At 38.3% G+C, this 24,198-nt stretch carries 24 protein-coding genes and 1 pseudogene; 14 read left to right on the top strand and 11 right to left on the bottom strand.

Features of this window, described 5'->3' with window-relative positions:
- Window positions 1–39: 39 nt before the first annotated feature.
- The 3 genes from ACFX4I_RS17000 to ACFX4I_RS16990 all read left to right on the top strand — a co-directional run bounded on the left by ACFX4I_RS17000 (window position 40) and on the right by ACFX4I_RS16990 (window position 810).
- Entirely contained in the window at window positions 40–252 is a 213-nt protein-coding gene (locus tag ACFX4I_RS17000) for an MFS transporter (protein WP_377421912.1), read from the top strand.
- Window positions 253–415: 163 nt separating this feature from the next.
- Window positions 416–601 (top strand): hypothetical protein, encoded by a 186-nt coding sequence (locus tag ACFX4I_RS16995; protein ID WP_377421910.1) that lies wholly within the window; start codon window positions 416–418, stop codon window positions 599–601.
- Window positions 602–603: 2 nt separating this feature from the next.
- Complete coding sequence (locus ACFX4I_RS16990; RefSeq protein WP_377421908.1) at window positions 604–810, top strand: hypothetical protein; 207 nt, start codon at window positions 604–606, stop codon at window positions 808–810.
- A gap of 518 nt (window positions 811–1,328) precedes the next feature.
- Here the strand turns inward: ACFX4I_RS16990 and ACFX4I_RS16985 are convergent.
- Window positions 1,329–1,655 (bottom strand): YnfA family protein, encoded by a 327-nt coding sequence (locus tag ACFX4I_RS16985; protein WP_377421906.1) that lies wholly within the window; start codon window positions 1,653–1,655, stop codon window positions 1,329–1,331.
- A 515-nt stretch (window positions 1,656–2,170) separates the two neighbouring features.
- Here ACFX4I_RS16985 and ACFX4I_RS16980 point away from each other — a divergent pair.
- Both ACFX4I_RS16980 and ACFX4I_RS16975 read left to right on the top strand, forming a co-directional pair.
- Window positions 2,171–2,725: a hypothetical protein gene (locus ACFX4I_RS16980; protein ID WP_377421904.1), complete on the top strand. Its 555-nt coding sequence runs from the start codon at window positions 2,171–2,173 to the stop codon at window positions 2,723–2,725.
- 279 nt (window positions 2,726–3,004) lie between these two features.
- On the top strand, window positions 3,005–3,952 hold the full coding sequence (locus ACFX4I_RS16975; RefSeq protein WP_377421902.1) for a DMT family transporter: 948 nt from the start codon (window positions 3,005–3,007) through the stop codon (window positions 3,950–3,952).
- A gap of 330 nt (window positions 3,953–4,282) precedes the next feature.
- Here ACFX4I_RS16975 and ACFX4I_RS16970 read toward each other — a convergent pair whose 3' ends face one another.
- Window positions 4,283–5,365, bottom strand: a complete 1,083-nt coding sequence (locus ACFX4I_RS16970) for an MBL fold metallo-hydrolase (RefSeq protein WP_377421920.1) — start codon at window positions 5,363–5,365, stop codon at window positions 4,283–4,285.
- 219 nt (window positions 5,366–5,584) lie between these two features.
- Here ACFX4I_RS16970 and ACFX4I_RS16965 point away from each other — a divergent pair, with 219 nt between their 5' ends.
- Together ACFX4I_RS16965 and ACFX4I_RS16960 are read left to right on the top strand one after the other, a co-directional pair.
- A complete protein-coding gene (locus ACFX4I_RS16965) occupies window positions 5,585–6,328 on the top strand; it encodes a type II toxin-antitoxin system SpoIISA family toxin (protein ID WP_230302870.1) in 744 nt (247 codons plus the stop codon).
- On the top strand, window positions 6,329–6,508 hold the full coding sequence (locus ACFX4I_RS16960) for a hypothetical protein (protein WP_076369116.1): 180 nt from the start codon (window positions 6,329–6,331) through the stop codon (window positions 6,506–6,508). It begins immediately after the preceding gene.
- Between the two features lie 278 nt (window positions 6,509–6,786).
- On the opposite strand, the gene ACFX4I_RS16955 is transcribed toward ACFX4I_RS16960, so the two are convergent.
- On the bottom strand, window positions 6,787–7,746 hold the full coding sequence (locus ACFX4I_RS16955; protein ID WP_283932991.1) for a sensor domain-containing diguanylate cyclase: 960 nt from the start codon (window positions 7,744–7,746) through the stop codon (window positions 6,787–6,789).
- A gap of 532 nt (window positions 7,747–8,278) precedes the next feature.
- On the opposite strand from ACFX4I_RS16955, the gene ACFX4I_RS16950 reads away from it, so the two are divergent.
- On the top strand, window positions 8,279–10,849 hold the full coding sequence (locus tag ACFX4I_RS16950; RefSeq protein WP_377421900.1) for a helicase-related protein: 2,571 nt from the start codon (window positions 8,279–8,281) through the stop codon (window positions 10,847–10,849).
- Window positions 10,850–10,926: 77 nt separating this feature from the next.
- Here the strand turns inward: ACFX4I_RS16950 and ACFX4I_RS16945 are convergent, their stop codons facing one another.
- Window positions 10,927–11,136, bottom strand: coding sequence for a YqaE/Pmp3 family membrane protein (locus ACFX4I_RS16945; RefSeq protein WP_098372280.1), 210 nt, complete (start codon window positions 11,134–11,136; stop codon window positions 10,927–10,929).
- 342 nt (window positions 11,137–11,478) lie between these two features.
- On the opposite strand from ACFX4I_RS16945, the gene ACFX4I_RS16940 reads away from it, so the two are divergent.
- The gene (locus ACFX4I_RS16940; protein ID WP_309518972.1) at window positions 11,479–12,150 is read left to right on the top strand and encodes a hypothetical protein; all 672 of its coding nucleotides are present in this window, start codon (window positions 11,479–11,481) and stop codon (window positions 12,148–12,150) included.
- Between the two features lie 110 nt (window positions 12,151–12,260).
- On the opposite strand, the gene ACFX4I_RS16935 is transcribed toward ACFX4I_RS16940, so the two are convergent.
- Entirely contained in the window at window positions 12,261–12,572 is a 312-nt protein-coding gene (locus ACFX4I_RS16935; protein ID WP_192204734.1) for a hypothetical protein, read from the bottom strand.
- A gap of 221 nt (window positions 12,573–12,793) precedes the next feature.
- Window positions 12,794–13,122, bottom strand: a pseudogene (locus tag ACFX4I_RS16930) (four-helix bundle copper-binding protein).
- A 176-nt stretch (window positions 13,123–13,298) separates the two neighbouring features.
- Here ACFX4I_RS16930 and ACFX4I_RS16925 point away from each other — a divergent pair.
- Together ACFX4I_RS16925 and ACFX4I_RS16920 are read left to right on the top strand one after the other, a co-directional pair.
- Window positions 13,299–13,688, top strand: coding sequence for a DUF948 domain-containing protein (locus ACFX4I_RS16925; protein ID WP_214794352.1), 390 nt, complete (start codon window positions 13,299–13,301; stop codon window positions 13,686–13,688).
- A gap of 96 nt (window positions 13,689–13,784) precedes the next feature.
- Complete coding sequence (locus ACFX4I_RS16920) at window positions 13,785–14,150, top strand: DUF948 domain-containing protein (protein ID WP_230304025.1); 366 nt, start codon at window positions 13,785–13,787, stop codon at window positions 14,148–14,150.
- Window positions 14,151–14,355: 205 nt separating this feature from the next.
- On the opposite strand, the gene ACFX4I_RS16915 is transcribed toward ACFX4I_RS16920, so the two are convergent.
- On the bottom strand, window positions 14,356–14,547 hold the full coding sequence (locus tag ACFX4I_RS16915; protein ID WP_214794356.1) for a DUF3934 family protein: 192 nt from the start codon (window positions 14,545–14,547) through the stop codon (window positions 14,356–14,358).
- A 160-nt stretch (window positions 14,548–14,707) separates the two neighbouring features.
- Window positions 14,708–16,039: a polysaccharide biosynthesis protein gene (locus ACFX4I_RS16910; protein ID WP_230304024.1), complete on the bottom strand. Its 1,332-nt coding sequence runs from the start codon at window positions 16,037–16,039 to the stop codon at window positions 14,708–14,710.
- Between the two features lie 386 nt (window positions 16,040–16,425).
- Between ACFX4I_RS16910 and ACFX4I_RS16905 the strand changes: the two genes are divergently transcribed.
- Window positions 16,426–16,704 carry a hypothetical protein gene (locus ACFX4I_RS16905; protein ID WP_230304023.1) on the top strand — a complete coding sequence of 93 codons (279 nt, stop codon included), beginning with the start codon at window positions 16,426–16,428 and terminating at the stop codon, window positions 16,702–16,704.
- Window positions 16,705–17,030: 326 nt separating this feature from the next.
- On the opposite strand, the gene ACFX4I_RS16900 is transcribed toward ACFX4I_RS16905, so the two are convergent.
- From ACFX4I_RS16900 to ACFX4I_RS16890, 3 genes are all read right to left on the bottom strand, one after another.
- A complete protein-coding gene (locus ACFX4I_RS16900) occupies window positions 17,031–18,467 on the bottom strand; it encodes an amino acid permease (RefSeq protein ID WP_230304022.1) in 1,437 nt (478 codons plus the stop codon).
- Between the two features lie 371 nt (window positions 18,468–18,838).
- A complete protein-coding gene (rocF, locus tag ACFX4I_RS16895) occupies window positions 18,839–19,792 on the bottom strand; it encodes an arginase (RefSeq protein WP_377421897.1) in 954 nt (317 codons plus the stop codon).
- A 623-nt stretch (window positions 19,793–20,415) separates the two neighbouring features.
- The gene (locus ACFX4I_RS16890) at window positions 20,416–21,147 is read right to left on the bottom strand and encodes a hypothetical protein (RefSeq protein ID WP_377421895.1); all 732 of its coding nucleotides are present in this window, start codon (window positions 21,145–21,147) and stop codon (window positions 20,416–20,418) included.
- Between the two features lie 190 nt (window positions 21,148–21,337).
- Between ACFX4I_RS16890 and ACFX4I_RS16885 the strand changes: the two genes are divergently transcribed.
- Window positions 21,338–22,222 (top strand): hypothetical protein, encoded by an 885-nt coding sequence (locus ACFX4I_RS16885; RefSeq protein ID WP_377421893.1) that lies wholly within the window; start codon window positions 21,338–21,340, stop codon window positions 22,220–22,222.
- Between the two features lie 304 nt (window positions 22,223–22,526).
- Complete coding sequence (locus tag ACFX4I_RS16880) at window positions 22,527–24,146, top strand: amidohydrolase (protein ID WP_377421891.1); 1,620 nt, start codon at window positions 22,527–22,529, stop codon at window positions 24,144–24,146.
- The last annotated feature ends 52 nt before the right edge of the window (window positions 24,147–24,198 follow it).

Raw genomic sequence — 24,198 nt, 5'->3', positions numbered from 1 at the left:
TTCCCCCGGACCCGCTTTTCCCTCACTGACGGGTATGATATGTTCATGCTAGGGACGATCCTGCCATCTTTGATGGCGGAGTGGAGGATAACTGCTGTAGAGGCGGGGGTATTCAGCAGCTATGGATTGTTTGGAATGATGATAGGAGCGTTGGTCTTTGGACCGCTGGCTGATAAATTCGGCAGAAAGAAAGTCATTTTGATTTGTACGGTCATTTTTTCCGTATTTACATTTATCGGGCTTTGCCGATGAACCAAATTCTTTTGGGATACAACGTTTTGTTGCAGGACTTGGACTGGGAGGAGTCTTGCCGAACTTAATTGCTATCATTACTGAATATGCTCCAAAAAAAACTTAGAAGTACCATGGTCGCGATCATGTTCAGCGAGCACGCTTTAGGGGGGATGTCGCATCAATGGGAGCGATGTATTTGATTCCGAACTTTGGTTGGCGGGCAGTGGTTTGGCTAGGTGCACTCCCATTAATCTTCATGCCTATATTATATAAATTGTTGCCAGAGTCGATTAATTATTTAATGACAAAAAACAAAAAAAGCAAATTGGTGGACGTTCTGAATCAGGTGAATGTATACGGGCAATAACCATGAATGATAATTATGTCCTTCAGGAGCAACTTAAAAGTGAAATGAAAGGGTTTCCAGTTAAACAGTTTTTCAAAAAAGGGAGGACTTTAAGCACCCTCATGTCCTGGATTGCATTTTTCATGTGTTTGTTCGTAATGTATGGCTTGACTACATGGCTTCCAAAGATCATGGGAGGGGCAGGATATGAATTAGGTTCAAGCCATTGAACCTCGGAGCAGTTTTTTAAGCAATAGTTGGAGGGAAGCTTGCAGACAGATATGGTTCCAAGGGATTCTGGTAACTTTTTTGGTCATTGGATTCATTACCCTTACAATGCTGAGTTTCAAGCCAAGCATGATCATGCTTTATATACTGATTGCCATTGCAGGAGGTAGGACAACTGGTACACAATTCGTAACGAATGCATAGGTATCCCAGTATTATCCTAATGAAAACCGATCTACAGGTGTCGGCTGGGCATTGGGCATCGGCAGAAATGGCGGAATACTCGCTCCTACTTTCTGCGGGATCCTGCTTGATATGAAGTTGTCCTTACAAGTCAATTTTTTAGCTTTTGCCATACCATATTCAGGATAATTTCAGCAACATGACTGCAATCAGGCAGGAAAAGAAATTGATATAGCACACAAAGGCTGCATCACTGTATTAACATCAGATGAAGCTCAGCTAAACAATAAGTGGGGAATTTGGTAAAAAATTAAAGGGTATAAGGCCCTTTAATTTTTTAGTGTCTGGGGCCCCATATAATGACTGAAACCCCGACCAAACAGATTACAGCACCAATCCAATCATATAAATCAGGGGTTTTCTTATCGATGGCCCATCCCCATAAAACCGATAAAATAATAAAAACCCCGCCATATGCAGCATAGACACGTCCAAAGGTAGGGAACGTTTGGAAAGTTGCAATGATTCCGTATAGCACCAATCCGAAACCTCCGGCTAAACCTAGATAAATGGATTTACCTTCTCTTAACCAGAGCCAAATTAGGTAACCGCCACCAATTTCCGCTACGCCAGCCATAATGAAAATTAAAGTAGTAACTAACATATATATACCTCGCTTCCTCGTTGAAATTTTATCATATTTGAATTGTAAATGATCATACTTCAACAAAGTTCTAACTAAATGAAAGTCACTATACGTAATAACTTTTCCGCTATTTAATTTCCCCTTTCTTTGAATTTTTTTATATCACATTTACAATAACTCATCATAACGTCAGTACCACTTTTTAGTGAATGCTACACACAGTTCAAAAAGTCAATAAAAAGTCAGAATATTCCGTCGTGTATATTTTAATCTATCTACTTAAACGTTTATCAATAATTTTTTAACTTCTATCTTAAAAAATATAGAAGTTCACCAGAATTGCAAAAAAGACCTCATAACTATGTTTCTTTAATGAAGAAACAAGATGTTGCACCAGTGGAAGGGAGTATCTGCCTAATTACTGATGAGCGGGATATAAACTATTCTCGAAGGAGACAATAGAAAATTTAATGCTTTAATGTTACTTCTTTTATCTCAATTAATCTAAATAACTCTTAAAAGGAGGAATTTTTATGGTTCATGTGGATCTCTTGATAACGAACGCAAACGTTTTGACATTAGATAAAAAATTCGTATTATCTCAGAGAAAATGGGTCCAAATTATTGTTCTTCTCTATCTGTTGTGTTCGATGGGGTTAACATTGTTGGCGCCAAGTTTGATGCTGAATTTGATTAACACAGCATATTATGGATTTGGGCAATTCCTGCCTGGATTATTATCGATTTTCTTTTTCCGGTCCATAAGACCTGCAGGTATTGCAGCAGGCCTCATTGCAGGGGATCTGTTCGCCATATGTATGCATTTAGCACAGATAAATTTCTTGAATATTAATTTTGGCTTAATTGCTTTATTGATCAACTTCACAGTTATTTTTGCAATAAGTATGTATTTGAAAAGAAAACAGAAAGCTCAGACCACTTTTGAAGAACCGATTGCCTACAATAACATTGAAGTAGAAGAAACCTATCCAAAAAAACTCTGTCATTGTCGATTAATAATTATTACTTTCTTACGATATGATGCATTCAGATTTAATTCAACCATACATTATTGTAATAGACTTTAACTTGCATAGCACAAAATGCATTCATATTCCTCAATATAATATCAAGCTATATGAAAAATGGGAGTATTGTTCCTCATGATAAGCGGGCATCCATTTTTCTTCAAAAGAGGCTAATAAATAAACATGCTAACACTATATTGTTGTCTTATTAAAATTTCAAATACGTAAAATATCCCAAAAAAGACCTGGATTTTTTAACTCTAACTTGGATTGCAAAACAGATGCAAAGGGTACTATACCTAAATAGGAATATAGTAATCTAGTTGAGGAGTTGCAGCCATGAAATCCCGAACATTTGCATACATGTTAGCGCTATTTCATTTAAGTATTGTCGGCTTATCTTTCTTATTTACAAAAATGGCGATTGCAGAATCGAATCCGCTTGATACTTTGGCGTTCCGATTCACGATTTCTTTTGTCATCATTTTATTCCTGGTCGCCGTTAAAGTCATTAAGGTGAACTATTCCTGGGAGTCGGTTAAAAATCTGATCCCGCTATCCTTGTTGTTCCCAACTCTTTTCTTTGCCTTTCAAACTTTCGGACTTAAGTATTCGCAATCCACCGATGCTGGAATTCTGTCTGCCGTCACCCCAATTCTAACATTGATGATAGCTGGATATTTCCTGAAAGAGAAAACATCTTTATATCAAAAGCTTTCGATTGTTTTGTCGGTAGTCGGGGTCATTTTTATTTTTGTGATGAAAGGAAGCACCATCGATTTTTCCGACATGCTTGGGATGCTGTTGATCTTGTTATCCTGTATTGCAACTGCCTGTTACACAACGATGACCCGTTCACTTGCCAAGGACTATACACCAGGTGAAATGTCCTTTTTCATGATGGGAACAGGCTTTGTCATTTTTAATGTGGCTGCGATGTTCACCCACTTAAAACAAGGATCGATGGCGGAATTCTTTACACCATGGTCGAGCATGGAATTCATCAGTTCCATTATGTACTTGGGAATATTGGCTTCATTGGTCACTTCGTTATTATCCAATACGATTTTATCAAAAATCAAAGCGTCCCAAATGAGTGTGTTTGCTAATCTTTCCACTGTTGTCACGATTACAGCAGGAGCTCTCATTCTAAATGAAAAGATTACCATCTATGATATTTTGGGGTCGATACTAATCATTTTAGGTGTAATAGGCACGAATTATTTTGGTGTGAAGAAAGAGCATTCAATAAAAGTGAATCTGGAATATAATGAAGGGAAAATGTGAATGGAAATGGTCCATCCCATTAGGGATGGACCATTCAGTTTGTCTACGGTATTTTTATGGCTTGTACAATTTGGTCGTTGATTTCCGCTCCAGGCATTCACTTTACGCGGGCGGTCCGCCCTCGGCTTGCGCCTGCGGGGGTCTCAATTGGACGTGCTTTTCTAAGCAGGAGTCTCGCACACCCGATCCGGTCAACTTAGGTATAACATTTAGATTGAAACGATATCTGAGGAGTTGAAGATATTGCTTTGGGCCAGTTGGTTCGGGAACATCATTTGATGATAGAAACGTTTACCGACACCTTTTTTATACAAACTGAAGGGGCCATTTTCATTTCCACCATCTTGTTTGAGGGAAATCTGTTGAACCAATTACTACTGGTTCGCCTATTTGAGGTGTGCTGACCTGGACACCAAAATCATTGGCCGCTTTTGTTACCCGTTCTATCGGATCTGTCCAGTCATGAAAAGACAAGGTGAACCCAGCCCAATGAATGGGGATCATCCGTTTTCCTTGTACATCGATGTGTGCTTGAACAGTTTCTTCTGGAACCATATGGATGGTTGACCAACGTTCATCATATTGGCCGCATTCCATTAAAGTTATATCAAAAGGTCCGTATTTTTCGCCGATTTCTTTAAAATGGCTGCCATATCCACTATCGCCGCTGAAAAATACCTTTTCTTGTTTTCCATTAATTACCCAAGAACACCATAGTGTCGTATTGCCATCGCGTAAACTTCTACCAGAAAAATGCCTTGCAGGCGTACAAACAAATTGCAAATCCTTGAATGAAACTTCATCCCACCAATTATGTTCCTGAATCAGTTCTTGTTTAACGCCCCATCTTTCAAGATGTCCACCGACACCTAGTGGGACAATGAACTGACTTACCTTATCTTTTAATTTCTTTATTGAGAAATAATCCAAGTGATCATAGTGATCATGTGAGAGGAGGACGGCATCGATAGGAGGCAGCATATCCAAATCGATAGGCAGCTCCCCGCTAAAGCGCTTGTTCCCAAACCAAGGAAAGGGAGTGGGTGCTTTGCCAAACATGGGATCCACTAAAATGGTTTTCCCATCTAACTCCAACATGAATGCAGAATGACCAAACCAGGTGATTTTATTGGAATTCACAGATGCAGGATCTTTTGTTCCAATTACGATGGGACGGTCGGGCCTCCTTTTTGGATTAGGTTTTATGAAATCACGTAAAATGGAACCAGTATGTTTAAGACTCATCGCTTGACTGGCAGGAATCTGATTTTGGAATTTTCCCTTGGCAAAATTCTCTTTTGTAGTGAAACTTCTCACTTTTTCTTTGTTTGTCCGTCTTCCAAGTGGAGGATAGAGGTTTAGGAAAAGTAACAATATTATAAAAGAAGAAATGAGGATCTTAATAATTTTCATCACGATAGCTTCCTCCCATATTAATCAGACCTTTTATTAAAACATATCATATCACAGAATTTATCAGGTTATTTACTATGATGTCCCAAGTGAAAACTTCTGACAAGTGTTTAAGTTTCACCCGTCTTAGGCAGGGAATAGAGGTATATATAATGAATAATATAGATAGCGGTATAAGGAATGTAGCAGCCGAAGGGTAGGGTGATAAATCGATTGTTAATGTTTTTCAGAGTCTTTGTATGGGTAGTATTTATTGCTTTATTAGCCTATGTCATTCTTTCTTGGAAATATAAAGACAAGGTAAGTAAAAGGATTGAAGCGATTCGAAAAACCTGGTATATCATTTTTATCCTGGGTGCATTGATTTATTGGAATTTCTATCCGATGAGCATTTTTAATGAGTGGAAAAATTTCTTGATTATGGCCATCGTATTCATCCTGATTGATATGTTTGTGTTCTTGAGCATGTATATATCCAAGATTGGCGATAACGAGTTATCCTATGCAACAAAAGCCGTTGCGGAAAGTGACAAACTTTTAACGGATAATAGGGAAAAGGTCAAGAATATGTTTCATCTCCTAAAAAAAGAAGGAATACCTGAGTATTATCAAACGAATAAGGAATATTTGGCCTATTTGAGCATTCTCCTGCAAGCGTATGCAGCAAAGGAAGGGATGAACGTGAAAATCCTTCCTTTCAAGACGGAACAGGACAAGCAATTGGTGATAAATGGGCATCCGAACTTGAATGGCAGTACCATTCGTGCTACATTGGAAAGAGAAGATACGTATTATAATGACGAAGAAAAAATGGCTTTGCAGCCTGTAAGTATTTTGATGGAACCTTATATCCTTGACGTTAAATCAGAAAGCTTCGTTTCAGAAGTCGATTGTTTATTAATAGCATTATTAATCATGATGTTCGATATGGTCATAAAACAAAAACCAGGTGGTGAAGGATAAATGAGCATTTATGATAAAGCAGGCAATGACGTGTCAGTTGCCGTAATCAAACCTCAGGTGAAAATACCCGATGTAGGTTTAAGTCCCCACACTAAAAAGGTGATGAAACAGAACGAACGCATTATCCTGAAACAAAAAGAAAAAGCTGCACGCTTCAGCCGATTAAAAAATGTTTTATAAGAAGGGAAGGGGTTTTTCCTTTCCTTATGATATTTAATGGAGAACCCGCATATACTATTCAAAATCAAAGAATAGGAAGGGTCTTTCAGAATATGAACAAAAAACCCGAGAGAGTTAACATCCCGGTCCCCTCCGCTTCACCATCCGAGAAACGGATACATAAGGGAAATGCAGATCTGCTCAAGCTTTTACAAAGGCTGAAGGCTAAACGTTGGATTTTTTTAAGGTAAAAGAAAGCCAGTCTCCAAGGAGAACTGGTTTTTTTATTTTTCAGATGTTCACTGCTGGTGGAAGTATTGAATTTTCTTACGTCCAGACTCTTTAGCCATATACATGGAACGGTCCGCTTTTTTCAAAAGTGACTCCATTTCCGTACCATTATGAGGATAAAAACTTATCCCTATGCTTGCTGATACAAAATGATCATTTCCTTTAATGTTAATGGGCATGGTGGATAAATGGTTCAGTAATAATTCAGCGTTTTGCTGAGTGTTTTTCATTAAATCTTCACAATGCGATGGATGTAATAATACAATGAATTCATCACCACCGATTCGAGCCACATGACTGCCTTCGGGGACGGTTTGCAAAAAACATTCCGCTGCCTTTTTAATAACGTCGTCACCAGCATCATGACCAAAGGAATCATTGAAAAATTTAAAATGATCAAGATCGATGTAAAGAAGGGCCATTTCATCGTTTGTTTTATCTTTATGATAATCGAAATAATTATCAATGAAGTGCCGATTATATAGACCTGACAAAGGATCCCTGATGATCCCTTTTTCAAGAAGTATGGTATGACTAATCAAAGCTGCCAAAGACTTAATGAGTATCAGATCATATTCTTTAAATACATGAGGTTTAATGTCGAATGCACATAATGTCCCAATGATTTCACCCTCATTTATTAGGGGAGCCCCCATAAAACACCCATTCCCTATAAACTTCGTTGCGGGGTGGCCGCTAGTCAATTCATGTTCCTTCAAATTCGGGATAACGAGTGTTTCCAAGCCATTCTCAACAACTAATTTGCAATAAACCATATTATAAGGAAGGATGTCACCTTCACAAATTAACTTTGCATTTCTATTGAATGATTTGATCATAAAACTCTGGATGGGATTCAATATAGAAAGGAAAAATGTATTGACCTCAATGGTTTGAGCTAATAATGCTAATACTTCTTTAGCGATAGAATCGAAATTTTTATAATAGTTGATATCTTGCTGAATCATTCTCAGGCTCCTCTTTTATCTATAGTCTTTTTAGATTTCCGGATGTTATTTCACATATTGAACGACAAAGACACAAAAGCGGAATCTGAATACCGTGACAGTTGTCCGGATTTCCACTAAACTCAATTAAGGGGTTGGATTCGTTTTATCGATGTTCGGCATTTTTTTAATATCATTAAATTTTCATTCGCCGGATTATCAATTAGCTAAATTTCTGTATCCGTTTCTGGATTTCAGGGTGGGTATCACTTAATGATCCATAGAGTCTAAGTCAATGATCAGTCTATTCATCATGCATTATACTGTAAATGAAATGGGGAGAGTACCTTTGATGTGCTTTACTTGAAATATTTTTCTTATTTACCCTGGAGCGTACAAATGTAAAGCAACTTGGCATTTCTGCACCTTCTCATGATAACGGTGCACATGAATTTAGATAAAACGGATGTATCACGCTCATTTATAAAAAAAATTTGGGGAGGATAAAAGGAAGCAATAAAGTACATATTGGATAATTCAAAAGGGGATCATTATGGGAAAATTAGAAAGTATATATCCTATTGCTATAGAGAATACAAAGGAAAAAATAATCCAGGATATGGATTTTTATCTAGAGAACCAAGAGACGATGCCTTCTTATTCAGCTTATATATCAGACAGGACGACTTTTATTGAGCAAATTTGGATAAATGTTTGGCTAAATAAAGCATCAAACGATGTGCCCAGAAAGGAAAAAAAGGCGTTTTTAAGCGAAAGGGGATTTGTAACGGAAGGTTCGGATCATAAGCTGATCAATAGCATGTTCCGGCACGAATTAAAGAAGTATCGCCCGTTTGATGGCTTAACGTGGATTAAAAAAACCTTTGCTGATAATCAAGAAGATTGGGAGAAGAGATATAAAAATGCAAGGGAAAAATTCTTTAAGCGACAAGAAGAACAGCGGCTTGCCAAGCAGCGCTGGAAGATACGGGCAAGACTGCAAGAAGAGGCCAATAGGTTTTTCGAAAGTAACTCACTTCTTTTATATTTACATGTCAGATATTATATTGCTGGAATTTTGACAAAAGATCTTAAGAATAAGCCTAAATTCCAATATGTCGATCCATACTTGCTTGAAGAACAATTGGTTGAAGAGGGGGGCTTTCAAGCTGCCGAATACCTAATGGTCACCGATTTTTTTGAAGAGCTGACAGGCGATATTCACTCATTAATCGGTTGGGGAAGGAACCGTTATGAATATGAAAATTACTTCTACAGGTATGAAAGATTAGTTTCGGATTTCATAATGAAATTAGCCCCTGACAAATACTTGCAACATCTATCTGCTGCACTGCATCATGATTTTTTTGAGTCATATGGGGAAAGGCTGACGGCTGATGCCCTTCAAGGTATACTAAGCGATGAATTGGCTGATTTGTCGCAGTCCTGTTTTGATGAACTTCAGGAAGAATACCTTTCTGATTTACTGAAGCTTGAAGGAATTCATTTTAATGAAACATTGCACGAAGAAATATACGAAAAAGACGTGGAGGACAGAGAGAGAAGAAAAGCTGAAGTATTGGCAGAGCAAGCCAAGAAGCGCGCAGAAGAGCAAAGGATGATCGATGACATCATCGGTAAGGCATATACTCCATCATTAGGAAAAAAAGTAAGATATGTTTTGCATATCGGAGAAACCAATACCGGGAAGACGCATAAGGCCCTGGAGAAAATGAAAGAAGCGGAAAGCGGTTTGTATCTAGCTCCCCTTAGACTGTTGGCCCTTGAGGTATTTGATAAATTAAATGCGGACGGTGTACCTTGTTCATTAAAAACCGGTGAAGAAGAAAAGGCAGTTGAGGGGGCTAAACATGTCTCCAGCACCGTTGAAATGTTTCATGAAAAAGACTACCATGAAGTAATCGTCATAGATGAAGCCCAAATGATTGCCGATAAAGATCGAGGCTTTTCATGGTTCAGGGCAATCACGCAAGCAAATGCGAAAGAAGTACACATAATCGGGAGCAATAATATCAAAATGATGCTTCTGAACCTTCTGAATGAAGCTGATTTAGAACTCCACGAATACAGACGGGAAATACCGCTTGAGGTAGAACAAAAGGAGTTTGGACTGAAGTATACAAAAAAAGGGGATGCCCTCATTTGTTTTTCGAGAAGGCAGGTACTGGAAACCGCGTCCCGTCTAAAAGAGAGCGGACATAATGTCAGCATGATTTACGGCAGTATGCCTCCTGAAAATAGAAAACGGCAAATAGAGCTATTCAATCGTGGTGCAACATCAGTTGTCGTTGCCACCGATGCGATTGGTATGGGATTGAACTTGCCAATACGCCGCATCGTTTTTCTTGAAAACGAAAAATTCGACGGGACACGAAGAAGAAGATTGACTTCTCAAGAAATCAAACAAATCGCAGGTCGTGCGGGTAGAAAAGGAATTTATGACACCGGAAAGGTAGCATTTACAGCAGAAATCAAAATCATGAATAAGTTGCTGGAACAGGTAGATGAACCAGTTCAAACCTTCACTATCGCCCCAACCTCTGCTGTGTTTGAACGTTTTCAAAAATATTACCGGAACCTAGGGACATTTTTCGAAATGTGGGAGAGGTTTGAGCCTCCTAAAGGCACGAAAAAGGCATTTCTATCGGAAGAAAGGGAGCTTTACGAACTGATACGGGATACTGAAATCGAAGCGCGTTTTTCTTTAATGGATTTATATGGTTTCCTGCATATTCCTTTTTCGGCAAAAGAACCAAGTTTGATTAGACAGTGGCTGGAAACGGTCGAAGCGATTGCCGAGAACAGTGACCTTCCTGAACCGATCATCAAGACTAGAAATCTGGAGGAATTGGAGCTATCTTATAAAGCGATAGGTCTTCATCTACTATTTTTATATCGAATGGGTAAGCGGACGGAAGCTGTTTATTGGGAGCGTATCCGTGAAGAAATCAGTGATGGCGTTCATGATCAGTTAAAAGACGAAATGTTGAATTATCAAAAAAAATGCAAGCGCTGTGGAAAAAGGCTTCCGGATGACTCACGTTTTCATATATGTGATGCTTGTTATCATAGAGGGCTTAGGAAGACGCACAGATACAATTAACCGAATTGTTTTAATAGTAATAACCCGAATAAAGTGCACCATGGTGTCGGCATTCGGGTTATTAGCGGTTGTATAAATCACTTTGTCGTTTGTTTCGATTTAGCAATAAGTGCTGCTTGCAGCTTCATTCGTTTATCAGCTTTCTTATCATGCACCACTAAGATTGCATGAATTAAACCAGGGACATAAAAAAATAGTGTGAGGACCAGATTGAACACAGCCTGGATGGGTTTACCGGCTAATAATACGGCTAATGGAGGGAAAAGAATCGCAATTAAATAAAGAATGGTGAACACTCTCCAATATAATGATTTTTATCTGACTCTTACGGTTTTTCTCTTTTTGATAATTTTTTTATTTTAAAACAAATGCTTTACTTGAATCAAGGAGTAATTCGGTTACTGAAGTTCCATTTTCCTGATGCTATCTCTTGCTATCGCCTTGATAAATATATGCTCAAGAGCCGGATTCATACCATCTGAGCATTCTGGCACTAAGATGCAGTCTTTTGACTCACGATGATGTCAGGAGAGCTATGGCTAATCATCGTTTTTGCCGATAACGGTCAGTGTAACGCCGCTTTTTGTGTTAGAATAATCAGAATACTAACTACTGAAAGCGGGAGATATATGAAAAAAAAGATAGGCTGTTTGCATGCACACTATACAAATATAGAATACATAGAAACCGCATTCTCGAAATTCGATATTGAATGGCTTCATTTTGTAGATCCGGGATTGATGCAACGGGTGTCAACGGATGAAAATTTTAAGAATCCGGATGCTCAAAAAAGGGTTAAACAACAAGTCGAATGGATTGCCGAATGTAAAGTGGATGCCATTCTGATAACCTGTACAAACTACATTGCCTTTTTAAACGAAGAACAGCTATCCTTACCCATGCCTATCATTAAAATCGATGAACCATATTTTGAGCAAATTTGCCAATTGCAGCAACCGCAGATGATATTATTCACGAACCCTGCCACTGTTGAAGGAACAGTCAAACGTTTAAATGCTAAAGCTGAAAAATATGGGGCTGTGGATTTTGAAGTTATCATCATCGACAATGCCTTTGAATTCATTATGCAGGGATTGGGAGAGAGATATAACCAGGAAATTTTGAACTTCCTATTCCAGTTTAATAACGAAAAAAGACCAATGTCGGTGGCTCAACTATCAATGGTCGAAGCAGCAAAGAGATATGAACTTCAGACAGGAAAGACAGTTTTAAATCCATTGGATGCATTAGTTGATTCCATGATCGTTCAACTAGAACTAAGTTCATTGAGCGGTCTTTGAATCAAAGGATTTCTGTGCCGCATGACGGAATGATTTTTAAAGTCTTTGTATATAGAAGAAAATAAAAAATCCTTGCAATCTGGTTAAATCCCCGTGCAGGGATTTTTTTATTATTCCTTTGTGCGGATTTGTTCACGGATGTTTTCAAGTTCTTCAAGGGATAGAGCTGTCAGGGAATTTTTTATTTCTTCTTCGACCCGTTTTCGATCAAGCTCCCTATATTCGCTCCACCAATCCCGCAGCCCTTCGGTGTTTTCGAGAAGATACTCTATATCAATTTCTTCTTGCTCATCATCTGATAAATATCGCATGACCGCACCTAATAATCGATTGAGTTTGGCTACTTCACTTTCCTTATCAGGTGAAGCGGGGGTATCTTTCACTTCTAAATCATCTTTAGCCGGAACATTACGAGGTGTCATAATATCCTCCTGTTTTTAATACTAGTGTGCCTAAAAATGGCAGCTTTCAATATGTGTTTTTGGTATTTTTACAAATTTCATTTTTAAAATATTTATTTATATTAAAAAATTTCAACATATACCTCGCTAGAATATATAAATTCCATCATCATCCTTAAATAGCTTTAACAAAGTAATGGGTAAATAAGGGGGAAGTATAGTCTTTAGTGCTATTCCTTACATCAAACGGCTGATTTCCTGCATTCTTCTGCGCATCTTAAGCATGCCTCAGCACATTTTTGACAATGTTCATGATCGTTTTTATTACATTCGTTTCCGCTGCTTTCACAAATCTTGGCACAAACTACAGCCAACTCTGAAATAAACGGTGTACCTCTTCCTATCGCCTGTTCTAAATAAGAGCAAATATCCGCACATTCCCGATCCAAGCGAATGCACTCCACCATCATGTTTACTTGATCTTCTTTTAAGGATGCGTCATAACGATGATTACACGCGGTCATACAATCATTTAAAGTTTGGATAACAGAAAATAATTCTCATGTGACATGAACAAATCTCCTCCTATAATGTGGTCTCTCCCTTACTATTATCCTTTAAAGTACCCTTTAAACTTCTTTTAGGTTAAGGTGAATGGTTCTTCTATAAAACTGACCGGACAAGCGAAGGAGTTTGGGGAATTAATGGAAGGGACAGTGCATAAATTTAAATGAAAGGAGTGGATATATGAAAATGTTTATTAAATTAAGTGTGGCCAGTGTCTCCGGAGCCGTCGTGTATTTGATATATAATGTCAATCAGACACTGCGTAAAGGAATGGGAACGCTAGAAGAAACAAATAAGACACTGGAAGAGGTAAGAAATGCGGTACATGGATTGACGCAAGAGTCCAAACAATTGATCCACTCTGCCAATCAAATTACAGCGGATGTAAAAGGGAAGATGGAAAATGTCGATCCATTGCTGGAATCAGCTCAAGATGTTGGGGAAATGATTCATAATGTAACCAATTCCATGAAAGAAGCCAGTTTGGAAGGCCGCCCTAAGGATTTATCCACTCCGACAGTTCCTTCAACTCGAACTGAAGCTGAGGGGGTTCAAATAATAATCAAATAGTATCATCATTTATCATAATAAAACAGGCACCCCGGGATTCACTAACATATTTAAAGTAATCGTTTCTACTATTTAATTTAGAGGGGGAGCTTTATCTTGATAATTCAATATAGTGTGGCTGCGATCGCTTTAGCCTTCATTTGGTTGGTCGTATTTTTAATCAGTACTCTTCAAAAGGGAATGGTCACGATAGGAGAAGCCAATCAAACATTGGTTGAGGTGAGAAATGCCATCCACGATTTGTCCGGCGAATCGAAACAACTATTGCAAACTGCAAATGAAATCACCGACGATGTAAAAACTAAAATGAAAACGGTTGAACCATTATTGGATTCTGCTCAGGATGTTGGTGAAGCGATACATTCAGTTACAGACTCTGTTAAAAAAGCCACTAACGGTTTCCGTACAGAGTTTACCCCGAAAAAAATCAATGCTATCAAACCCAAAAACCAATTTAGATAAAAAGAAAATATTAAAAAATGAAAGACACTACCGGGATTTGGAGTGTCTTTTTTGATGATATGTATAATAGCTGTAGTCTTATGCTTTAATGGATATCGCCCGTGATTTATATCTATAAGACCCATTTCTCTCATACAGATCCCTTTACACTCTGTATGAGAATTTGGAACAAACATAAATTTTGAATGGATTATAGGACAAGCAATTATTTTTCTGTCTTGTCACCTGCAGCATGACCGGATGTTTTTGAGTCATTGGAATGTTTGACACCTTTACTTACATATGGTTTTGCGCTTTTTTTCTTGTTGGCACTTGTTTTCCAACGATTCCAGCCCTTCTTGCCCGTTCCAGTGCCCGTACCTTTACCCGTTCCACTCTTAGCCTTAGCTTTACTCATGAAATCACTCCATTACAATTGTATGGTTAGTTTAAACCATTTTACTTGATTATTACCCAAGTATGTTGAAATATACAGTAAAGAAGGTGATATGTACAGGGAAAGGCTCAATATTTTTAATTTTTATCGTTATAAACCAATAACAGCAAGGGTTTTTGCCTCACTTTATCGATATGGATCTTGATTTCGTCAGTAAGATGCTTATACCGATTTTTTTGCAAATGGTCAAGTAGTGCATGAAAGTTAATAATACAGCCCCAGTATTCATTCCTAAAATGATTCCTCCCATATTGAGAGAAGCCTGAGACCCTAGGATATACATCATTAAAAAGGCAACAATATGGGACCATACGGTATGGATGAAAGCATCCTTCACTAAACCTAGGCCGATGAGATAAGCTTGCATCGGAATGACAAAAAAATGAAAAAGGAAATAAGGACATAATAATTTTAAATAGTATGCGGCTGATGTTGAAGAAAAAAAGAGGGAGGTTAAAGGTTCCGCAAAGAAATAAATGAAAATCACAGCCGGAACTCCATATAATACGGTGAAAGACATCGATTTTTGCAATAAAACCCTCAATTTTTCCTTATCCTGCTTCTTGTAAGCATTCGAAACATTCGGAATGAGCATGATCATTAAGGAATGCGCGATAAAGGCCGGAAAGAAGCCAATCGTCATCGCAACCCCAGTCAGCATCCCAAAATGCTCTGTAGCCACTACCGCACCGAATCCTGCCGAGAGAAGGGCAGTATGGATCAAAAAGGGTTGGATGGCATTCGTTATCGCATGAAAGATCCTTAACCCCATGGTGGGCAGCGAAACCGCCAATAACTTTTGTCGTGCATGCTTACCGGTTGTCCACGAGTTCGTCCCGCGCCTCATGATTCTCATTTGAAGAATCAAAAGGTTGATCAAATATAGAAAAACGAGGAACTCACTGCCAATCAAAACAAAAAAGGCCATCAATAATGATTTTTCCTGGTTAAAATGAAATAAATTAAAGGTGAGGAAAAGCAAACCGAATTGAATGATATCTTTTAAAAAGTTGGATAAGGCAATCTTCCCCATTTGCTGGACACCCATGAAATAGCCTCTAGCAATCGATGAAAAGGAAACTATGGGGATCACTGTGATGAGCAGCCATTTAATATAGGGATGGTATCTGTCCATTATGGATGAGAAGGAAAGTATGAAAGGCATGACTATACACATTACCAATACGACGACTGCGGCCATTTTAAGTGCATGAATAATAAGATTATAATGCATTGCCTGTTTATTTTCCGCAACGAATTTTGAAATGGAAATATGTAATTCAAGGCTGGCAATCACATAAATCAAAAAGAAAATTGGCAATATGGACATATATAGCCCCATGCCCTCTTCGTGTAATTCCCTGGCCAGGAGCATGTTCACTAAAAATTCGATACATTCACCAAAAAACGCTGCGACAATCAAAATGAGCGTTCCTTTATAAAAAGACTTCATGTTGGCCCACTCCTAACAAGGTGTTTGTATAAAGATATGAGACATGCCATGGAATATTCATGAGGAACTGCATATCCCGGCGATACAATATGCGGTTATGCCTAGGGAAATCCTTATTAATCGTTGTTGTAAGATAAAAAATTAAATCAGGGTAAGGGTGGGGAATTGAGTGAAATTGATTGGTTACATTCAGATGGGGGAAATCATACACATGCCATTTTTCATCAAAAGGCTTCAAAGGGTGATATTCCAAACAAGGGCATGTTTTTGTCATGTTCCCTTTGGCCGAAAGTGTCAGATGAATCATCATCATAAGAATGGGACTAGAATTTCGCTTTGAAATTCATGCTTTATTTTGCTATCCTTTAGCAGAGGGGATGATCAATATGAAATTCACATCTATTAGTCAATCAGATATAGATGAATTGTGCATTGCGTTTGAAAGTTGTCTTACGAAACATGACATTACATTTAAATATGTAGATATGACGGAAGATAACGGAATCATATCGTTTATTTTTTGTAATGACCCGGAAAACGCGAGATCGGTCGACATGGAAAGTGAACGTTTCATTGGATTGGATACGGATTACATAGCCAAGGAAATTTTAGAGCCTATCCTGCCTAGATTAAAGGAATATGCACAAAATAAAATCATCGATTAAGATGATTTTTTTGTTTTCATATTTGTTTTTATTGACTAAATGGAACTGGAAATTTAATTTCCTATTATATGCCTATTATCATAGACAGGGAGATAATATTTCTTTGATCAGAAAGTGTATAGTTAGGGGAACTAAAAAAGATGGAAGGGAAAAGGAAGAATTTATAAAGCGGTTTAGCATTGGATAGCTATGCAGGATATGGTGATTAAATAAAAGAAAAACCCTGGGTGTGAAAAAACATCCAGGGTTTTTCTTCTTTGAAAAGCAATCTTTATGGATTGTAAAGATCGCTTTTCACCACTTACTCTACTCCGCAGCGTTCAGGATCAAATGACCATTTTTTTACCGGCAGTTAATTCAACTTCCTGCATTGGAGATTCCACTTTCTTGTTTTTCTTCACTTTAAAGTGATAAACCGCATAACATCCAAGGAAGAATGCCCCCCCGCAATAAAGGGCCATTCGCTGCTCAGGAACAAAAGCTAGACTGATCATGACGATGCAGTTTGCTATCAAGGCAAGAATGGGGATGAATGGATATAGCGGTACTTTGAATTTCAAGTTTTCCACCTGTCCGCCTTTGCGGATATATGATCTTCTGAAAGCAAGAAGACAAGCCGCGATTGCAATCCAGCCAATTTGTGCTCCTAATCCTGCAAGGGAGAGAAGAAAGACAAACACTGTTTTGGCAGCTACTACACTTGAAAGTAAAGACAAACCAGCTATTGCAAGGGTGATAAGCAAGGCATTAAGCGGAATTCCTCGCTTATTTACCATACCGAGCTTTGGACTTGCCATGCCTTCCTTAGAAAGCGAGTAAAGCATACGTGTTGCCGCATAAAGGCCGGAGTTTGCAACGGACAAAAGCGCTATAAGAATGATGAAGTTCATAATGTCAGCCGCATAAGGAACTCCGATACTATCAAGTACAACAACGAATGGACTTTCAACGATCCCTGCCTGTTCCCTTGGAATCATTGCTGAAAGAACAAAGACAGAAAGAACGAAGAAGAAAAGGGTACGCCAAACGGTTTGTTTGATCGATTTAGGTATGACCTTTTCTGGATTTTCACTTTCTCCCGCGGCAATTCCGATTAGCTCTGTGCCCTGGAAGGAAAAGTTCACTGTAATCATTGTGATAAGCAGGGCCGATATTCCATTCGGGAAGAGGCCTTCACTGAAAAAGTTGGAGAAAAATGGTGCTTCTTGTCCACCTTTCATATCAATAAGACCAAACATGGCAGCACCGCCAACTACGATAAACAGGATTATGGCCAATACTTTTATGCTTGAAAAAACAAACTCAGATTCGCCAAATGCCTTTGCTGATAATGCGTTCAGTAAAAATATGAGTAAAGCAAAGATTGCACACCACATCCAAACAGGTGATTCAGGGAACCATCTTTGCATAAGCTGTCCAGCTGCCAAAAACTCCAAGGCGACCGTAACTGCCCAACCTAACCAGTAAAGCCATCCTATGGCAAAGCCGGTTCCGGGACCGATGAATTTAGTCGCATATGTCTGAAACGAACCGGAAACAGGCATGGCAACCGATAGCTCCCCGAGACAAAGCATCGTTAAATACATGATAAAACCGCCGACTATGTAAGAGAGGATAGCCCCGATGGCCCCAGCTTCATGAATGGTGTAGCCTGAACCAATGAAAAAGCCAGTACCAATACATCCCCCTATTGAAATCATAAATAAATGTCTTGCTTTCATGCTCCGTTTTAATTCATTTGGTTGATTTTCTATTGTCTTCATTGAAAAACTCCTTTACCTGATGGGTGCAAACGGTTTCATTTATGTCTGACGTTATTAGGGAATTTGTGTATTTTACTCACAAATGTAAAAGATTTAATTTGAATCTTAGATGTGGTTGAATTCCCTAGAATAAGAGATTATTTCTGCATTTAGAGATAGATAGGTTCCAATGCAGAATTAATATCAGGTAGCGCCGCTTATAAAGAAAAGGAAGCCAAGCGTCAGGAAACTAGGGATGAATGGATTCATGTGGACCATCCTTCAATGGGTAACAAGCACCCTGTTGAAGTAGGGGCTATTTCCACTGGGCCATCTATTTAACGAAATCTCTCATAAGTTTCTACAATACCAGTTATCTAAAAAGATGTCTACTATTTAACATCAACCAGTAAATCAGTGGTATTAAATTGCTCTTCCGCTCCATAAAGTAATTTTTCCCCAAGCAATGAGCCCATTAACGCGACAGCAACTTCAGCCGTTTTGTTATGCTCGTCCAATATTGGGTTTATCTCAACAAATTCTGCTGATGTAATGATATTAGCTTCAGCTAGCATTTCCATGGCAAGATGGCTTTCACGGTAACTAATACCTCCCATTACAGGCGTTCCGACCCCTGGTGCATCATCTGGATCAAGACCATCAAGATCAAGTGATAAATGAACAAGATCCGTACGTTCCTTCAGATAGGCAATCGATTCTTCCATCACTTTTGTCATACCCATTCTATCAATCTCATGCATCGTATAGACTTTAATTCCTTTTTCCCTGATTAACTCTTTCTCACCTTGGTCTAAAGAACGTGCACCAATAATGACAATATTTTCTGGTTTGACCTTTGGAGAATATCCGCCAATGTTAGTCAGTGCAGGGTGGCCAAGACCCAAACTTACTGCTAGGGACATACCATGTATGTTTCCAGATGGGGAAGTTTCGGCAGTGTTTAAATCTCCATGTGCATCATACCATATTACCCCTAAGTTTTCAGTATGCTTCGCTAAACCGGCTAATGTCCCGATAGCGATACTGTGATCTCCGCCCAGTACTAAAGGAAAACGATTTGATTGGATGACTTCATCCACTTTTTGACTCAATTTTTCATTGCCTTCTGCTACATCCTGTAGATTCTTTAAATTTGTGTCTAAATCACTTTGTGCTCTCTCTTGAATTTCTACTTTAATATCACCTTCATCACGAACAGTGTATCCTATGCTTTCAAGTCTTTCACTCAATCCTGCATATCTGATTGCGCTAGGACCCATATCGACTCCTCTTCTAGTTTGACCAAGATCCATTGGAACACCAATGATTGAAATTTCCTTCTTCATGTATAATTCTCCCCTTTCAATTTTTCTTCCCTAGTATAAGGGTAAAAGTATAGATGACTCAACTCAACATTTTTTTGAATATTTATACGATTAAGAAAAGGGTGAAAGTCTTGGGTTAATATCCCTATTTTTAATTTTGTGAAAATGCCGAAAGTTTTACAGGATAGGGTATATTGTATGATTGGAAAGTGCGTTAAATACAATAAAATCCCCACTCCAATTGAATTTTAAAATTCAATTGGAGTGGGGGGGGATCTTCCGATTAACATTTATCGTTAATGGTATTAAAGAGTTAGTGAATAGATTTTACTAGGTACATTTATTTATAAAATAAGGCTATAACTCAGATGGAAGGATTAATAATTTTCATAATGAATAATAAGAAAGTCTAAAAATAGATGATTTTACACTTCATTTCACTTTGTTAGCATAATATATTTTCCCGAAATATATATATATTATCTGAAATATAATGTACTTTTTACCAAAAGTAAGGATGAAAACAGTGGGAAAAAGGCTTGGAGTCAAAGGTTTGAAAATATTTGGTATTTATCGAACCGCTGGTCTAGAAAAAATTGATAAAAATTTTTGCTGTGTATTTTATTTAAAAAAATCTCAAACCTTTAAAAAGATTTGCTCCATTCCTCATCTTCTAAAAGCACACCATTGGTACTAATATATTCTACAATCATATTTCCATGTTTAAGAACGCCATCTTTTATTAGGGCATTGATAATTTCGATAAAGCGGTCTTCATCTGCGTCCTGTTTCTTACGTGAAAGGGTAATCCGAATGGTTGGGGAAACTTCGTAATCTTTATAGCTGGCCGGTTTATTCGGATCAATCTTCAATTTTTTCCCGATCTCCTCATCAAAGACCAAGAGTAATTGATTATGATCACCTATTTCTTCCTGAATCTCCTTCCACTCATTACTCTCTGCAATATCTGCCATTTCCTTGGAAATCAATACGTCACCAAGTTCTTTTTCAACATAAGGCCTGATTTCTTTTTCTGCATCATCTTGCCATTTATCAGATATGAATGTATCCTCCATTTCCCCTGTTTCATCATTAAAGAAAACTAGAAATTGAGTATCATATTTTTCATGTTTCACTTTAGCTGCGTATTTAAAATAGCCCCGGTTTCCCAAATTGTCGTATAGGACATCATATATTTCCGTTCGGTCAAGAAAAGTTTTTTCTAAATATCGTTCAGCTTGATCCCGGACCTTCTTTTCTTCAGCGGGATCTGCTTTCATACTCTGTGTGAATGAAAACACAAGTATCACCACTCCGGCGACGATGATTGAAAAAATACCTAGTAAAGTAAGTAAAATCTTTTTTGTTTTGCTCAAGGAACACCCTCCTGTAATCGCTGCTACATATCAATAATTACCATATTATTCTAACATTATTATGGATCATTTTACTATGGAAATTGAGCCGATCTTTTCCAGTGCGAAATCTAAATTGCCCGCCCTCCAAAATATCGGGATACTTTGTTACAATAAATAAATCGTTAGTACCCTAAAGGGAGAGATTGACTTGGAAATCTATCAAAGAAAAATGAATCATAATCGGGATGAATACAGAAAGTTGCGGTGGCAACCGCATCGTATACAAGTTACAGGGCTATTCGATGCCGTTTTTTCGAAAAAAGCGTTCGCAGATAAAGTGGCTATCGTTGGTGCAGGCAATTGCGATGATTTGGATTTAGAGTATCTGGAGGCTAAATGCAACTCCATATATTTATTTGATATTGATATGGAAAGTATGGAAAAGGGTACGGCGAATTTGCCTGAACGGATCCGTAAGAAAATTCAACTTGTTGAAATCGATGTAACAGGCCTCGATAAAGTGGATTTTGATCACCACCTTTCTTCCATGCTGAATCGTGGTGAAGTGGAAAAGGGAATCATTCAATATTTAAAGGAAACCGAAAATCTGTTAGGCCAGCTTTCTGAAAGTGTTTTTGCTAATTATTATAATGATTTTGATATCGTGGCAACATCCGCCATTTATACCCAACTATTTTATAATTGGGCCAAGGAACTGTTTTCTGATTATGAACACCAATATCAAAAAAAAGGCGCAGAAGAGATCAAGAATGGAATTTTAGATTTAAGGGATGAAATCGTACGTAAAATGAATCACTCTATTTCTAAATGTATCAAGCAAAATGGATTCTGTATTACATGGACTGATATCTTAAAAATCGAACCTGAATATATGGATACAATTAATGAAGGGATGAATGCCATCTTTGCATTAGCCTCGAACGTGGGATATGGGGCAGCATTGATTGGGGTAAAAACGTTTATTGAAAAAGTGGATAAAAGTGAATTAAGCCTTCGCTACTGGACTTGGGATTTTAATGCAAACAAACAGTATTTGACCATTGGCATTATTGGAAGATTGAATGGATTGTAAAAAAATGAAAGGCGGGATAGGTAAGCATATCAGCAGCTATACCTATCCCTTTTTTATTGGTTATAGACCCCTTAGGAAATTATTGGTCACTTTTGCGTGATAAAAGGGGGATCAGCAAATCATAGGGAATAAGACATAATTATATAAAAGGTATAAAAAAACGATGAAATTTTTGACTATTTGTCTAATGATTTCACAGTCTGGTGTGGATATAATGAATCTGTTGAAAACAGAATATTCCGATAAGTAAAAAAGGAAGAGGAAGTGCTAATAGGGGTGAAACAATAAGGAAGGGGTGTGTTGTTTGAAAGCTGATATCGTATTCATGAACGGCGAGGTAATAACCGTAAATCAAAAAAATGAAGTCGCAGAAGCCCTGGCAATTAAAGGTAATCGTATCTCGGCAGTCGGTACGAATCATGAAATCAAGGTATTTATCGGAGAAGAAACAAATGTGATCGATTTGCAGGGGAAGTCATTACTTCCCGGGTTTATAGATTCTCATATTCATCTTATATTGTACGGAGTCAATCAATTGGCAGTAAGTTGTAAAGCTGAACATATCAAATCTGTAGAAGATTTATTGATCGATCTCAAGAAGAAAGCTTCGACGACCCCTAAAGGTGAATGGATTCGCGCCTGGGGCTTTAATGAGACCACTGTGAAAGAAAAACGTTATCCAACAATAGCGGAGTTGGATGCTATTTCAACAGACCATCCCATCATGGTAACCCGTACATGCAGCCATATAAGCGTGGTGAATAGCAGGGCGTTAGCGATTGCCCGAATTGATGGGAACTCAGAGAATCCAACTGGAGGGTTCATTGAAAAGGATAGGGTTGGGAGGATTACAGGCAAACTCATTGAAACAGCAAATATGATAATGGCCGACAGAGCAAGTTATTCAGAAAGTGAACTGTTGAAAGCAGTGAAAATAGCCTCGGAACATTTCATCGCAGCAGGCATAACAAGCATTCATGAAGCTGGTGCTCATGGTCCTGAAAGTTTCCGTTTAATGCAGCAGGCCATAAAAAATAACGATATTCGTGTCCGTATCTATGCGATGGTCGGTTCATTGAATAATTCTCATGAATTTGTAAATAAAATGGTGGATTCGGGAGTCATAACCGGAACTGGGGACGAAAGATTCAAAATCGGACCAGCTAAATTGTTTACGGATGGCAGCAGTACCGGTCCGACAATCGCTACCCGTGAGCCTTATTCGAGTGATCTTGGCAATTTTGGCATTCTTTATTATAAAGAAGAGGAGATCTATCAAGTATTAGGTCAGGCGCATAAAAAAGGATATCAGATCACAGTCCATGCCCAAGGCGACAAAGCGATAGAGATGTATTTGAATTGCGTGGAAAAGGCTTTGAATGAATCGCCCAGAAAAGATCATAGACATAGAATTGAGCATGCTGGAATATCTTCGCCAGATTTACAAATGAGGATGAAAGAACTTGGAGTCATCCCAATCCCCAACCCCCCATTTCCTTATGAATTCGGCGATATATATATTGAACACTACGGCAATAGGGTCAACCACATGTACGCCGCCCGTGATTTTATTGATAATGGCATCTTGGCCGCAGGAGGATCCGATGCTCCCGTTACTGATCACGACCCTTTATTAGGCATGCACGTTGCTGTTAATAGAACAAGCAGGTCTGGTACGAAAATAGGTCCGGTTCAATCTATTAGCGTATTGGAAGCCATAAAACTATACACATGGAATGGCGCGTTTGCGAGTTTCGATGAAGATGTCAAAGGCAGCCTGGAGGCAGGCAAGCTGGCCGATCTAGTAGTATTGGATGATAGTATATTGAAAGTGGACCCCCAAAATATCAAGGATTTAAAAGTTGAGTCAACGATTCTGAATGGGGAAATTCTTTATCATAGGGGAACATTAGTAGAAATATAAATCTAGCGTAACTATTCTAAAACAACAATACCTTCACTTTCATTTTTGGCTT

Source organism: Peribacillus sp. YIM B13472 (assembly GCF_042788005.1).
GTDB classification, from domain to species: Bacteria; Bacillota; Bacilli; order Bacillales; family DSM-1321; genus Peribacillus; species Peribacillus simplex_E.
Note: the sequence above shows the minus strand (reverse complement) of the source record. Positions and strands in the feature narration are given on the sequence as shown.